Below are 13,268 nucleotides of genomic sequence, written 5' to 3'. Positions count from 1 at the left end.
GATTAACCACTAGGAAGAACATGACGACTGACAACCCCCTGCTGGACTTTGGCGGCCTGCCGCGTTTCGACGCGATCAAGCCGGAACACGTGACGCCGGCCATCGACGAGCTGCTGGCGAAGAACCGGGAAGTGGTGACGCAGCTGGAAGCGCCCGTGGAACCGGTGACGTGGCAGAACTTCGTGACGCCGCTGGAAAACGCCACCGAACTGCTGGGCCGTGCATGGGGCATCGTCAGTCACCTGAACAACGTGGCCGACACGCCCGAGCTGCGCGCCGTGTACAACGAGAACCTGCCGAAGGTGACGGAATTCTGGACCGAGCTGGCGCAGAACGAGGCGCTGTTCGCCAAGTACAAGGCGCTGCAGGCGTCGCCGGAATTCGCCACGCTGGCGCCGGCCCGCAAGCGCATCATTGAAAACGCGATCCGCGATTTCCGCATGGGTGGCGCCGAACTGCCGCCGGATCAGAAGGAACGCTTCGCGGAAATCCAGGAAGAGCATGCCGCCACGTCGACGCGCTTTTCCGAGAACGTGCTGGACGCCACCAACGACTGGAAGCTGCTGGTCGAGGACGAAGCCGATCTGGCCGGACTGCCGGACGACGTGAAGCACGCCGCGAAGACCCTGGCCGAAAAAGACGGCAAGCAGGGCTGGCAGTTCACGCTGCACTTCCCTTCGTATTATCCGATCCTGCAATTCGCCGACAACCGCGCGCTGCGCGAGAAGGTGTACCGCGCGAACGCCACCAAGGCCTCCGAACTGGGCGACGTGTTCAGCGAGCGCGAGAAGTGGGACAACAGCGCCAATATCGTGAAGCTGCTGCAGCTGCGCGCGGAAGAGGCACAGCTGCTGGGTTACAAGAACTTCGCCGAGGTGTCGCTGGTGCCGAAGATGGCACAGAGCCCCGAACAGGTGATCGGCTTCCTGGAAGACCTGGCGCAACGCGCCCGTCCGTATGCCGAGAAGGACCTGGAAGAACTGAAGACCTTCGCGGCCGAACACCTGGGCCTGACGGAACTGAACGCCTGGGACCTGCCGTATGCATCGGAAAAGCTGCAACAGCACCGCTACGCGTTCTCGGCGCAGGAAGTGAAGCAGTACTTCCCCGAGCACAAGGTGATCGACGGCCTGTTCAAGCTGGTGCAGAACCTGTTCGGCGTGCAGATCCTGCCGGACCAGGCCCCCACCTGGCACAAGGACGTACGATTCTTCCGCATCGAGCGCGACGGCGAACTGGTGGGCCAGTTCTACCTGGACCTGTACGCGCGCCCCGGCAAGAACAGCGGCGCGTGGATGGACGACGCGCGCAGCAGGCGCCTGGAGGCCGGCCAGCTGCAAACGCCGATCGCCTACCTCACCTGTAACTTCACGGAGCCGGCCGTCATCGATGGCAAGGTGCAGCCTTCGCTGTTCACGCACGATGAAGTGATCACGCTGTTCCACGAGTTCGGCCACGGCCTGCACCACATGCTGACCGTCGTCGAGGAACTGGGCGTGTCCGGCATTGCCGGCGTGGAGTGGGATGCGGTGGAACTGCCGTCGCAATTCATGGAAAACTTCTGCTGGGAGTGGAACGTGCTGTCGCACATGACGGCGCACGTGAAGACCGGCGAGCCGCTGCCGCGCGCGCTGTACGACAAGATGCTGGCCGCGAAAAACTTCCAGTCCGGCCTGCAGACGCTGCGCCAGGTGGAATTCTCGCTGCTGGACATGCACCTGCACTACGACTATCAAACGGCGTCGGGCAAGTCCGTGCAGGACGTGATCGACGAGGTGCGCAAGCGCTTCGCGGTCATCGTCCCGCCGGCGTTCAACCGCTTCCAGAACTCGTTCGGCCACATCTTCGCCGGCGGCTATGCGGCCGGCTACTACAGCTACAAGTGGGCCGAGGTGCTGTCCGCCGATGCCTACGCGGCCTTCGAGGAAGCGGCGGAGCTGGAAGGCGCCGACGAGCGCGTGGTCGATACGGGCCGCAAGTTCCTGCACGAGATCCTGTCGGTCGGCGGTTCGCGGCCGGCGCTGGAATCGTTCACCGCGTTCCGCGGGCGGGAACCGCAGATCGACGCGTTGCTCCGACACAGCGGCATGGCTGCGTGAAGGGACCTCTGGTAGCGCAGTGAAGTAGAAAGTTCTCCGCCGACGCCAAATGCTGGGGTCAGACCCGCCGGGGTCTGACCCCGGACTTTGCTTCTGGGGTGGACTCTCGCCGCGCTACAATAGCGCCCATGACCCGCATCGATTTCCACACCAACGTTCCCGACAAGATCGCCTATGCGTGCCGCCTGGTGCGCAAGGCCTGCAACGCCGCGAGCGCGTCCGGCGCGAAAAGCCGCATCGTCATCATGACCGAGGACAGCGCGCAGCTGGCGCGGCTCGATGCGGCGCTGTGGAGCTTTTCCGATGTCGACTTCCTGCCGCACGTGCATGTCAATGACCCGCTGGCGCCGGATACGCCGATCGTGCTGGCCGACAGCGACAGCGTGGAATTGCCGCAGGCCGACTTGCTGGTGAACCTGGCGCGCCGCGCACCCGCGCAGTTCGAGAGCTTTCCCCGCCTGATCGAGGTGGTGTCCGCCGACGAGGACGACGCGGCCGCCGGCCGCATCCGCTTCGTTGCCTACAAGCGGCAGGACTTCACGCCCGCCCACCTCAGCGTGGGCAAAGCGTGAGCGCGGGACCGTTCGATGCCGGCATTCCCGTGCTGACGGAAGTGCTGCAGGAAATCCCTGCTCCGCCCGTACCCCCGCGGGAGCCCGCAACGGTGCATCCTCCCGCTGCCGCTTTCAAGCCAGCGGTATGGCGCACAGGCGTGGGAGCGGCTTCGGTGACGACTGCTCCGGCGCCCGTCATCGACCTGGTGGTGCCGGCGGAAGCAGACCTTGAGGCGGGCACTGAGGCGATCACTGAGACGGGCACTGAAGCGGGGACTGAAGCAGGCGCTGAAGCGGGCATGGAACCCGCCGTCGATGCCCCGCCAGCAAACGACGTTGAAACTGGCGTAGCGACCGGCATAGCTGCCGGAATCGAAGCGGGTACCGAAGCGGGAGCCGAAGCCGGAGCCGGAGCAGCCGCCGGCGTAACAGTGGACATGCAAGCCGGAGCGGAAACGGAAGAAGCAGCCCCATCCGTGGAGCGCGCCGGCGCCGTGGACCTCGCCGCCATCGAGCAGGCGCTCAGCGAACGCATCGTGCAGCAACTGATGCCGCGCGTGGACGCGCTGGTGGCGGAGCGTTTCGACCAGGTATTGCAACAACTGGCCGGCGGGTTGCAAGCCGGCCTGGCCGAGTCGGTCGCGCAGGCGGTGGCCGCATCGGTGCGGCAGGAACTTGCGGCGCTGCAGGCACCAAAACCGTGAAAAACGCACTGCCTGGCGGCTGAAAACGCGGTCCTGGCCGGTGCATGCCCGCCCTGTGCCGGTGCGCGCCGCAACAATCGCCATTTGTGCCTTTGCCATTTGAAAAATTTGTTGTACCTTCTGCCAGAATGACGCTCACGAGGCGTCACCCAACATTCATTGGAGAGACGAGTATGCAGACGAAGTCCATCGCAGTTGCCATCGCCCTCGCTTTCGCGGCCAGTGCCGCGACGTCGGCCGGCGCACAGGAAGTCATCAAGATCGGCCACGTGGGCCCGGTCTCCGGCCCCCAGTCCCACCTGGGCAAGGATAACGAGAATGGCGCCAACATGGCCGTCAACGACCTGAACGCGAAGGGCATCAAGATCGGCGGCAAGCCGGTGAAATTCGTGCTCGTGCTGGAAGACGACGGCGCGGACCCGAAACAGGGCACCACCGTGGCGCAGAAGCTGGTCGATGCTAAGGTCAACGGCGTGGTCGGCCACCTGAATTCGGGCACCACGGTGCCGGCATCGCGCATCTATTACAATGCCGGTATCCCGCAGGTGTCGCCGGCTTCCACCAATCCCGTCTATACCAAGCAAAAGTTCAACACCACGTTCCGCGTGGTGGCCAATGACGCCAAGCTGGGCGGCACGCTGGGCAAATATGCCGTCGACAAGCTGGGCGCCAAGAAGATCGCAGTGATCGACGACCGCACCGCGTACGGCATGGGCGTGGCGACCGAGTTCATCAAGGGTGCCAAGGGCGCGCAGGTCGTCGACAAGCAATTCACCAACGACAAGGCAACGGACTTCAACGCGATCCTCACCAGCATCAAGGCCAAGAATCCCGACCTGGTGTTCTTCGGCGGCATGGACGCGGTAGGCGGCCCGCTGCTGCGCCAGATGAAGGCGCTGGGCATCAAGGCGAAGTTCATGGGTGGCGATGGCGTGTGTACCGACGCGCTGCCGCGCCTGGCCGGCACGGCCGCCGCCGACGGCGTGGTGACGTGCGCCGAAGCGGGTGGCGTGCCGCCGGAACTGCAAAAGAACATGGATGACTTCCGCGCCCGCTACAAGAAGGCGTACAACCAGGAAGTGCAGCTGTACGCGCCGTACGTGTACGACTCGGTGATGACGCTGGCGCAGGCCATGCAGGATGCCGGATCGTCCGATCCGAAGAAGTACCTGCCGTTCCTGAAGAAGGTGAAGTACCAGGGCGTGACGGGCCTGATCACGTTCGACCAGTTCGGCGACATCAACGATGGCGCGCTGACCCTGTTCACCTACACGGGCGGCAAGAAGACCAGGATGGAAGTGGTCAAGTAAGAAGGATAACGACGGGAGACAAACCGTGCGGCCGTCCCTGGTGGACGGCCTTTGTTTTTCAGCGGCCCATATTTGGTGACCGCATAAGTATTGGAGTAAAACGCATATGCAACAGAAGCTGATTTCCCTCGCCATCGGCGCCACCCTGCTTTCCGCTGGCGGCGCGATGGCGCAGGAAGTGGTCAAGATCGGCTATGTGGGCCCGCTGTCGGGCCAGTCCGCCCACCTGGGCACGGATACGTCGAACGGTGCGCGGCTGGCTGTCGAAGACCTGAATGCCAAGGGCTTCAAGATCGACGGCAAGCCCGTCAAGTTCGTGCTGATGGCCGAGGATGATGCCGCCGAGCCGAAACAGGCCACCGCCGCCGCGCAAAAGCTGGCGGACCAGAAGGTGAACGGCGTGATCGGCCACCAGACCTCCGGCACGTCGATCCCCGCGTCGCGCATTTACTACAATGCCGGCATTCCGCAGATTTCGGCATCGGCCACCAGCCCCGTCTACACGCGCCAGAAGTTCAACACCACGTTCCGCGTGGTTGCCAACGACCTGAAGCTGGGTGGCACGCTGGGCAATTATGCCGTGCAAAACCTGGGCGCCAAGCGGATCGCCGTGATCGACGACCGCACCGCCTACGGCATGGGCGTGGCGACCGAGTTCGTCAAGGCCGCGAAAGGCGCGCAGATCGTCGACAAGCAGTTCACCAACGACAAGGCGACGGACTTCAATGCCATCCTCACCAGCATCAAGTCGAAGAACCCGGACCTGGTCTTCTTCGGCGGCATGGATTCGGTCGGCGGCCCGCTGCTGCGCCAGATGAAGGCGCTGGGCATCAAGACCAAGCTGATGGGCGGCGACGGCATCTGTACCGAGGCGATGCCGAAGCTGGCCGGCCCGACCGCGGGCGACGATTCGGTCGTGTGCGCGGAAGCGGGCGGCGTGACGCCGGCGCAGCAAAAGAAGATGGAAGAATTCGCCGGCCGCTACAAGAAGCGCTATGGCCAGGAATTGCAGATCTATGCGCCGTATTCGTATGACGCGGTGATGGCGATGGCCACGGCGATGGCGAACGCGAAGTCGGCCAATCCCAAGCAATACCTGCCGTTCCTGTCGAAAGTCAGCTATCCGGGCATTACCGGCACGATCGCGTTCGATCCGGCCGGCGACATCAAGGATGGCGCGCTGACGCTGTTCACGTTCCGTGGCGGAAAAAAGACACTGATCGAAGTGGTGAAGTAACCACGCCGGCCTTGATCCTGGTGAAAACGATCGGGCCGACGTAAAAAAACCGGGCGCTGCCCGGTTTTTTATCGATACGGCGCAGAAAGCTTACTTCTGCGCCAGGATCCATTTGACGAGCGTCTTCGCATCTGCCTCGCTCACTTGCGGGTTGGCGGGCATCGGGATCGCGCCCCACACGCCTGCGCCGCCCTTGATCACCTTGCCGACCAGCTTGGCTTCGGCATCCTTCTGGCCCGCGTACTTGGCCGCCACGTCCTTGTAGGCAGGCCCCACCAGCTTGTTCGCAACAGCGTGGCAAGCCATGCAATTCTTTGCCTTCGCCAGGTCCGCGTTCGCCATCGCTGCCTGCGACACGAAAGCCGAGCCCACTACCAATGCACCCATCACGAAACGTTTCATCGATTTCTCCAAATTAAACCTGCCGGTGATTCTAACGCGTTTCCCATCAGCGGGTACGTATAGCGCCTATTGCCAGAACGAAGCGGTCGGGTATTCCGTTGACGCTGCAAATGTTGCGAAATGTTGCGCTCGGTAAATTTTGTAAGTAGGATGGATTGCTTACCGGAGCCCGTCATGCCGATCATCCTTGCCATCCTTGCACTTTGCGCGCTGCGCTTCTTTGAAATCTGGCGCTTCGCCGACCTGTCGTGGTGGTGGATCGTCGGGCTGATGGTGGCCGCGTTCGTGTGGTTCGAGTTCGTCGAACCGATGCTGGGGCTGGACAAGCGCAAGGCGCACGACATCGATGCGAAGCGGCGCAAGGACCGCGTCGCCGACCGGTTCGGTACGCCGAAGAAGAAATAAACTACTGTCGAGTTCGTGTCAGGGGGGTGAAGCAGGGAGCGAGACAGGGGTTTCGAGGAACACCGTTCCGCGCCTGACGAGCGACGCAGCCATACCGGGCTGCGTCTTCGCGGAGCATTGCTCCGCGCCTGCGGAACGACGCAGCCTTGCAAGGCTGCGTTCCCTCCAGGCACGCTGACACGAACTCGAGCATTGCCGGTCGTTTACCGCTTCAGCTGCGACAGGTCGCGCACGGCGCCGCGGTCGGCGGAGGTGGTCAGCGCGGCGTAGGCACGCAGCGCCTGCGAGACGGCGCGTTCACGGTTGACCGGGTGCCAGGCGGCGGCGCCCTTGTCTTCCATCCTGCCGCGGCGGTGGGCCAGTTCCTCGGCCGTCACGCGCAGGTTGATCGTGCGGTTCGGGATGTCGATGTCGATCATGTCGCCCTCTTCCACCAGGCCGATGGCGCCGCCTTCGGCCGCTTCCGGCGAGGCATGGCCGATCACCAGGCCCGAGGAGCCGCCGGAGAAGCGGCCGTCGGTGAACAGTGCGCAAGCCTTGCCGAGGCCCTTCGACTTGATGTACGACGTGGGGTACAGCATCTCCTGCATGCCCGGACCACCCTTCGGCCCTTCGTAGCGGATGATGACGACGTCGCCCGCATGCACGGTATCGCCCAGGATCCCTTCCACGGCCGCGTCCTGGCTTTCGAACACGCGCGCCTTGCCGGAGAATTTCAGGATGCTTTCATCCACGCCGGCCGTCTTCACGATGCAGCCCTTCTCGGCGATGTTCCCGTACAGGACGGCCAGGCCGCCATCCTGCGAGTAGGCATGCTCGCGGTCGCGGATGCAGCCGGCCGTGCGATCCAGGTCGTTGGCCTCGAAGCGTTCCGATTGCGAGAACGCCGTCTGCGTGGGCACGCCGCCCGGCGCGGCACGGAACAGTTGATGTACAGCCTGATCGTCGCTGCGCTTGATGTCGTATTTCTCGATCGCCTCGCCCAGCGTCTTCGAATGCACGGTCGGCAGCGACGTATCGAGCAGGCCGGCACGCGCCAGCTCGCCCAGGATGGCGATGATGCCGCCGGCGCGGTGCACGTCTTCGATGTGGTACTTGTCCGTCATCGGCGCGACCTTGCACAGGCATGGCACGTTGCGCGAAATGCGGTCGATGTCGGCCATCGTGAACGACACTTCCGCTTCGTGCGCGGCGGCCAGCAGGTGCAGAACGGTGTTGGTGGAACCGCCCATCGACACATCCAGCGCCATGGCGTTTTCCCACGCGGCCTTGCTGGCGATGTTGCGCGGCAGGACCGAGTAATCGTCCTGCTCGTAATGGCGCTTGGTGATCTCGACGATCATCCGGCCGGCGCGCAGGAACAGCTCCTTGCGGTCCGAGTGGGTTGCCAGGATCGTGCCGTTACCCGGCAGCGACAGGCCCAGCGCCTCGGTCAGGCAGTTCATCGAATTGGCGGTGAACATGCCGGAGCAGGAACCGCACGTCGGGCAGGCCGAGCGCTCGATTTCCGCCACGTCGGCGTCGGACACGGTCGCGTCGCCGGCCTTGATCATCGCATCCACCAGGTCCAGCTTGATGATCTTCCTGTCGGAGTTGACGACCTTGACGACCTTGCCCGCTTCCATCGGCCCGCCGGAGACGAAGATGGTCGGGATGTTCAGGCGCATGGCGGCCATCAGCATGCCCGGGGTGATCTTGTCGCAGTTGGAGATGCACACCATCGCATCGGCGCAGTGCGCGTTGACCATGTACTCGACCGAATCGGCGATCAGGTCGCGCGACGGCAGCGAGTACAGCATGCCGCCGTGGCCCATGGCGATGCCGTCGTCGACGGCAATCGTGTTGAATTCCTTGGCGACGCCGCCGGCGGCCTCGATCTCGCGCGCCACCATCTGGCCCAGGTCCTTCAGGTGCACGTGGCCCGGCACGAATTGCGTGAACGAGTTGACGACGGCGATGATCGGCTTGCTGAAATCGCCATCCTTCATGCCGGTGGCGCGCCACAGCGCGCGGGCGCCGGCCATGTTGCGGCCCTGGGTGGTGGTATAGGAACGGTAGGTTGGCATGACGATGTCTCCTCAGACTTGTATAAAGGGCAGCAACTGACGGCGCAACTGACGACGCAACTGACGGCAAGAAAATGTTGGCAAAAAATGTTGACAAAAAATGTTGACAACTTCTGCACACGCGCATACGCGCGCAGAGGCGCGAAAGGGCATCAGCTTGCGCCCGCCGGCATCAGTTGTCAAATATATGATTTAATGCGCTGTGAGAGCTTGGAGATATCACTGAACATGAACATCGAATTGCGCCAGCTGCGTTATTTCGTCACCGTGGCCGAGGAGCTGCACTTCGGCCGCGCGGCCAAGCGCCTGCACATGACGCAGCCGCCCCTGTCGCAGACCATCCTCGCGCTGGAAGACATGCTGGGCGCCGCCCTGTTCGACCGCAACCGCCGCGGCGTGGCGCTGACCGCGGCCGGCGACGCCCTGCTGCCGGAAGCGCGCCGCCTGCTGGCCCAGGCGGGCGAACTGCCGGGCCTCGTCAAGCGCGCGGCATCGGGCGCCACCGGCAAGCTGGTACTGGCCTTCGTGTCCTCGGCCGACTACAGCGTGCTGCCCCCTTCGCTGCGCGCCTACCGTGCCGCCTTTCCGCAGGTGCAGATCACGCTGCAGGAAGCCACCTCCGACCTGCAGCTGGAAGAACTGCTGCACGGCCGTGTCGATGCGGGCCTCCTGATCCCGCCGCTGCCGGACAAGGCGAAAGCGGAACTGGATTACCTGCCGGTGCTGAACGAGCCCCTGATCCTGGCCTCGCCGGCCAGCCTGCCCGAATTGCGCGGCAAGCACGAAGCCGACCTGTCGGCAATGCCGCCACTGCCGCTGATCATCTTCCCGCGCGCGATTTCGCCGGGCCTGTACGACGCCATCCTGGCCGTATTCCGCGCCGCCGGCATCACCCCGGTCATCGGCCAGGAAGCGATCCAGATGCAGACCATCGTCAGCCTGGTGTCGGCCGGCATGGGCATCGCCCTTGTGCCACAATCGGTCTCCAACCTGCGCCGGCCGGGAGTAGAATACCGCCCGCTGGCGCAGGCCACCCCGCTGGTCGAAACGGGCCTGGCCTGGCGCCGCGACAATACTTCCCCCGTCCTCAAGGGCTTCCTGGACTTGATGAGAAAGAGACTCTGATGCTGATTCACCCGATGCCCGATCCCGTCGCCCTGCAGCTCGGCCCGGTGGCGATCCACTGGTACGGCCTGATGTACGTGCTGGCCTTCGCGCTGTTCATCGCGCTGGGCCGCGTGCGCATCCGGCAGCCGCACATCGCCGCCCTGGGCTGGAAGAACCACGACCTGGACGACATGCTGTTCTACGGCATGCTGGGCGTGGTACTCGGTGGCCGGCTGGGCGAAGTGATCTTCTACCAGCCGCACCTGTTCGCCACGCCGCTGGAAATCTTCAAGGTCTGGCATGGCGGCATGAGCTTCCATGGCGGCTTCATCGGCGTGCTGGTCGCGATGTGGTTCTGGGCGCGCAAGGCGAAGCGCAACCTGCTGGACGTGTACGACTTCATCGCGCCGATGGTGCCGCTCGGGTATGCCGCCGGCCGCCTCGGCAATTTCATCAACGCGGAACTGCCGGGCCGCCCGGTACTCGACCCGAACCTGCCCTGGGCGATGATCTGGCCGAACGTGGATGCGCTGCCGCGCCATCCGTCGCCGATCTACCAGATGCTGGTGGACGGCATCCTCGTGTTCATCATCCTGTGGATGTTCGCGCGCCATGCCCGCCCGCGCCTCGCGGTGGGCGCCATGTATACGCTGCTGTATGGCTGCGCGCGCTTCTTCACCGAGTACTTCCGCACGCCGGACTGGGAAATCACCGTGCTGGGTTTGCCGGTCACGTCGGGCCAGGTGCTGTCGCTGCCGATGATCGTGGCCGCCATCGCGATGCTGGTGTGGTCGTACCGGCGCAATACCTACAGCGCGGCGCCGGCGCACGCGTAGCGCATTGTCGCCGCATGCGCAGGGCGGCACGCCTGCGCCGCCAGTCTTCCGGCTGGCGCTTCAGCCGATCAGCTTCAGTATGAAGCGCCACTCGTCCGCTTCCACCGGCATCACGGACAGCCTGCTGCCCTTGGCCAGCAGGCGCATGTTCTCCAGCTCGGGGTGGCTGCGCAACTCCTTCAGCTCCACGTACCGCCCCTGCTTCACGGCCCTGACGTCGATGCCGGTCCAGCGCGGGTTTTCCTGCGTGGCCTTGGCGTCGTAGTACGGGCTGGCCGGATCGAACTGCGTGGCATCCGGATACGGCATGCTGGCGATTTCGGCGATGCCCGCGATACCCGGCACCGCGCAACTGGAGTGATAGAACAGCACGCCGTCGCCGACCCGCATGGCGTCGCGGATGAAGTTGCGGGCCTGGTAATTGCGCACACCGTACCAGGACGTGGTCTGGTTCTTCGATGCGAGCACGTCGTCGAAACTGACGTCGTCGGGTTCGGACTTCATCAGCCAGTACTGTTTCGGCATCTGCCTTGCTCCTGACGTGAAAACGGCGGGCGTAAAAAAGCGGGACGTAAAAAAGCGGCTGCGCACCTTCCGGTGCAACAACCGCTTTCAGTACTTCATATAGGGCCCCGCCTGTGCCGTCATGCCGGCATCCTGAACCTAACGGTTCAAGGCGGCCACAGTCAGTTCAACTTCGGGTTCATCGGACTAGCGACGCTCACACCCGCCGAACAATGTTCCGCGACCTATGCGTGTTAATGGTTCAAGGAATATATGGCACTTCTCGAACACCGCAGGGTAGGACGCAGTTTACTCCTCAAACGCCGTCAGGGAAAGTCCTATCGTGCGTCAGAAGAGATTTTCCTGCGGGGTCAGCGCGCCGTCGAGCACCCGGTGCATCGCGGCGATCTTGTGCTGGACTTCCAGCAGCGAGATCTCCGACAGCGGGCCGGCCGGCGCCTTGGCCGTCAGGAATTCGGCGGCCATCGACAGCGCCGCCATCACGGCGATACGGTCGTTGCCCTTCACCTTGCCCGTGTCGCGGATGGTAGTCATTTTCTTGTCCAGCAGGGCCGCCGCTTCGCGCAATGCGCGTTCCTCGCCGTCCTTGCAGACCAGGCGGTACGACGAACCCAGGATATTGACGTCCACGTTGCTCATGACTGGAGGTCCTCTTGCTCGGGGGTTGCCGTTTCCAGCGGAGGGATATGTTCCAGCAGTGCCGACACGCGCGCATGCGCTTCGGCCAGGCGCTTCTGGTATCCCAGGTTTTCAGCCACCAATGCGGCATTGGCCTGGCGCAGCTGGGCGTTTTCACGCCGCAACGAGAGCGCCAGCTCGGCCAACTGCTCGATCTTGTCGGAAAGTTCTTGGAAGTCTGCAATCATCCCGCCACTATAGGGCGGCGCGATAACGTGGTCAACCGAATCGGGACGGTTCTTTACTTAATTACATCTTAATGGCAGAACGCCGCTACAAGGAAGACGGGCGGGATAGCGGATGAGGTAGCGGATGAGGTAGCGGATGAGGTAGCCGGTGAAATGGCGGACGAAGTAGCCGGTGAAATGGCGGACGAGGTGGCCCATGAGATGGCCGATGCAGCAACAGAAGCAGGTAGCAGCAGAAAAGTAAGTAGTAGCCGGAGTAAGTAGTAGCAGAAGCAAGTATCGGACGCAGGTAGCCGACATGCATGCCGCCGGATGGCGGCATGCCAGGACTGCCGGGCGAGTCAGGTAACCGTGCCCAGCGCCAGCAACAGCATGGCGCCAGCCAGCACGCCCAACGCCGCGCCGGCGGCCACGTTGATCGCCACACGCACCCATTCCGGCGCATGCAGGTCTCTGGGGAATTTCGTCTGGAACATCGCAGCCTCCGCTAGACAATGCAACGTTTAATGCTTGCAATCCCTGCAACGTTAATACAGTGCAACGCTTATGAAGTACTACCTGATGCCGTGCACCCTGATGCTGTGCAACTTGATGCAGCAACTCAATGCACGTTTGATGAATGCTTCCGAATGCGAACGGACAGTGTGCACCTCCGGCGAAGCTTTGTCAAAACACAAACGGGGCTTTCCGGCCTCCCGCTGCGAGCGCTACCGCCGATAGAAATTTTCCCAATATGAATTCTCTTGAAATCACTTAGGACCATCCCTATAATTGTTGGCACTCGTTAGTCGAGAGTGCTAACAACGAATCAACCTCACTGTACACATAAGGAGTTTTGTATGAACCTTCGCCCTTTGCACGATCGCGTCATCGTCAAACGCCTGGACCAGGAAACCAAGACCGCATCCGGTCTGATCATCCCTGATGCCGCCGCCGAGAAGCCGGATCAGGGTGAAGTGCTGGCAGTGGGCAACGGCAAGGTTGCCGACAATGGCACGCTGCGCGCACTGGAAGTGAAAGTCGGCGACCGCGTCCTGTTCGGCAAATACTCCGGCCAGGCCGTCAAGGTCGATGGCGAAGAGCTGCTGGTGATGCGCGAAGAAGACATCCTGGCGATCGTCAACAAGTAATCGGCCGACCCCTTACATAGAATCTGG

General features: G+C 63.2%; 15 protein-coding genes and 1 other RNA gene. 9 read left to right on the top strand and 7 right to left on the bottom strand.

Annotated features, from left to right (window positions below; genetic code table 11):
• The first annotated feature begins 20 nt into the window (after nt 1-20).
• The 5 genes from EYF70_RS03810 (at nt 21) to EYF70_RS03790 (ending at nt 5,904) form a co-directional block, all read left to right on the top strand.
• Complete coding sequence (locus tag EYF70_RS03810; RefSeq protein WP_131144211.1) at nt 21-2,099, top strand: M3 family metallopeptidase; 2,079 nt, start codon at nt 21-23, stop codon at nt 2,097-2,099.
• A gap of 128 nt (nt 2,100-2,227) precedes the next feature.
• Nucleotides 2,228-2,671, top strand: a complete 444-nt coding sequence (locus EYF70_RS03805; RefSeq protein ID WP_131144210.1) for a DNA polymerase III subunit chi — start codon at nt 2,228-2,230, stop codon at nt 2,669-2,671.
• A gap of 155 nt (nt 2,672-2,826) precedes the next feature.
• The gene (locus EYF70_RS03800; RefSeq protein WP_131144209.1) at nt 2,827-3,357 is read left to right on the top strand and encodes a hypothetical protein; all 531 of its coding nucleotides are present in this window, start codon (nt 2,827-2,829) and stop codon (nt 3,355-3,357) included.
• Between the two features lie 173 nt (nt 3,358-3,530).
• Nucleotides 3,531-4,667, top strand: a complete 1,137-nt coding sequence (locus EYF70_RS03795) for a branched-chain amino acid ABC transporter substrate-binding protein (RefSeq protein ID WP_131144208.1) — start codon at nt 3,531-3,533, stop codon at nt 4,665-4,667.
• 106 nt (nt 4,668-4,773) lie between these two features.
• Entirely contained in the window at nt 4,774-5,904 is a 1,131-nt protein-coding gene (locus tag EYF70_RS03790; protein WP_131144207.1) for a branched-chain amino acid ABC transporter substrate-binding protein, read from the top strand.
• A gap of 90 nt (nt 5,905-5,994) precedes the next feature.
• Here the strand turns inward: EYF70_RS03790 and EYF70_RS03785 are convergent, their stop codons facing one another.
• Nucleotides 5,995-6,306 carry a c-type cytochrome gene (locus EYF70_RS03785; RefSeq protein WP_131144206.1) on the bottom strand — a complete coding sequence of 104 codons (312 nt, stop codon included), beginning with the start codon at nt 6,304-6,306 and terminating at the stop codon, nt 5,995-5,997.
• A gap of 174 nt (nt 6,307-6,480) precedes the next feature.
• Here EYF70_RS03785 and EYF70_RS03780 point away from each other — a divergent pair, with 174 nt between their 5' ends.
• Nucleotides 6,481-6,711 carry a TIGR04438 family Trp-rich protein gene (locus tag EYF70_RS03780; RefSeq protein WP_131144205.1) on the top strand — a complete coding sequence of 77 codons (231 nt, stop codon included), beginning with the start codon at nt 6,481-6,483 and terminating at the stop codon, nt 6,709-6,711.
• Between the two features lie 203 nt (nt 6,712-6,914).
• On the opposite strand, the gene ilvD is transcribed toward EYF70_RS03780, so the two are convergent.
• On the bottom strand, nt 6,915-8,777 hold the full coding sequence (ilvD, locus tag EYF70_RS03775) for a dihydroxy-acid dehydratase (RefSeq protein ID WP_131144204.1): 1,863 nt from the start codon (nt 8,775-8,777) through the stop codon (nt 6,915-6,917).
• A gap of 228 nt (nt 8,778-9,005) precedes the next feature.
• Here ilvD and EYF70_RS03770 point away from each other — a divergent pair, with 228 nt between their 5' ends.
• Together EYF70_RS03770 and lgt are read left to right on the top strand one after the other, a co-directional pair.
• Nucleotides 9,006-9,902 carry a LysR family transcriptional regulator gene (locus tag EYF70_RS03770; protein ID WP_131144203.1) on the top strand — a complete coding sequence of 299 codons (897 nt, stop codon included), beginning with the start codon at nt 9,006-9,008 and terminating at the stop codon, nt 9,900-9,902.
• Nucleotides 9,902-10,720 carry a prolipoprotein diacylglyceryl transferase gene (lgt, locus tag EYF70_RS03765; RefSeq protein WP_131144202.1) on the top strand — a complete coding sequence of 273 codons (819 nt, stop codon included), beginning with the start codon at nt 9,902-9,904 and terminating at the stop codon, nt 10,718-10,720. The genes EYF70_RS03770 and lgt overlap by 1 nt, the downstream gene beginning before the upstream one ends.
• 60 nt (nt 10,721-10,780) lie before the next feature.
• Here lgt and EYF70_RS03760 read toward each other — a convergent pair whose 3' ends face one another.
• The 5 genes from EYF70_RS03760 to EYF70_RS31815 all read right to left on the bottom strand — a co-directional run bounded on the left by EYF70_RS03760 (nt 10,781) and on the right by EYF70_RS31815 (nt 12,587).
• On the bottom strand, nt 10,781-11,245 hold the full coding sequence (locus tag EYF70_RS03760; protein WP_131144201.1) for an EVE domain-containing protein: 465 nt from the start codon (nt 11,243-11,245) through the stop codon (nt 10,781-10,783).
• A 100-nt stretch (nt 11,246-11,345) separates the two neighbouring features.
• Nucleotides 11,346-11,526, bottom strand: a non-coding RNA gene (gene ssrS, locus EYF70_RS03755) — 6S RNA.
• 46 nt (nt 11,527-11,572) lie between these two features.
• A complete protein-coding gene (locus EYF70_RS03750; RefSeq protein WP_131144200.1) occupies nt 11,573-11,884 on the bottom strand; it encodes a cell division protein ZapA in 312 nt (103 codons plus the stop codon).
• On the bottom strand, nt 11,881-12,111 hold the full coding sequence (locus EYF70_RS03745) for a hypothetical protein (protein WP_131144199.1): 231 nt from the start codon (nt 12,109-12,111) through the stop codon (nt 11,881-11,883). The genes EYF70_RS03750 and EYF70_RS03745 overlap by 4 nt, the downstream gene beginning before the upstream one ends.
• Before the next feature lie 341 nt (nt 12,112-12,452).
• Nucleotides 12,453-12,587: a hypothetical protein gene (locus tag EYF70_RS31815; protein ID WP_259772414.1), complete on the bottom strand. Its 135-nt coding sequence runs from the start codon at nt 12,585-12,587 to the stop codon at nt 12,453-12,455.
• Between the two features lie 363 nt (nt 12,588-12,950).
• Here EYF70_RS31815 and groES point away from each other — a divergent pair, with 363 nt between their 5' ends.
• Nucleotides 12,951-13,241: a co-chaperone GroES gene (gene groES / locus EYF70_RS03740; RefSeq protein WP_130187819.1), complete on the top strand. Its 291-nt coding sequence runs from the start codon at nt 12,951-12,953 to the stop codon at nt 13,239-13,241.
• Nucleotides 13,242-13,268 lie beyond the last annotated feature (27 nt).

Origin of the sequence: Pseudoduganella albidiflava (assembly GCF_004322755.1) — a bacterium.
Classification (GTDB): Bacteria; Pseudomonadota; Gammaproteobacteria; order Burkholderiales; family Burkholderiaceae_D; genus Rugamonas; species Rugamonas albidiflava.
The sequence above is the reverse complement of the archived record's forward strand: the minus strand, read 5'-3'. Positions and strand labels throughout refer to the sequence as shown.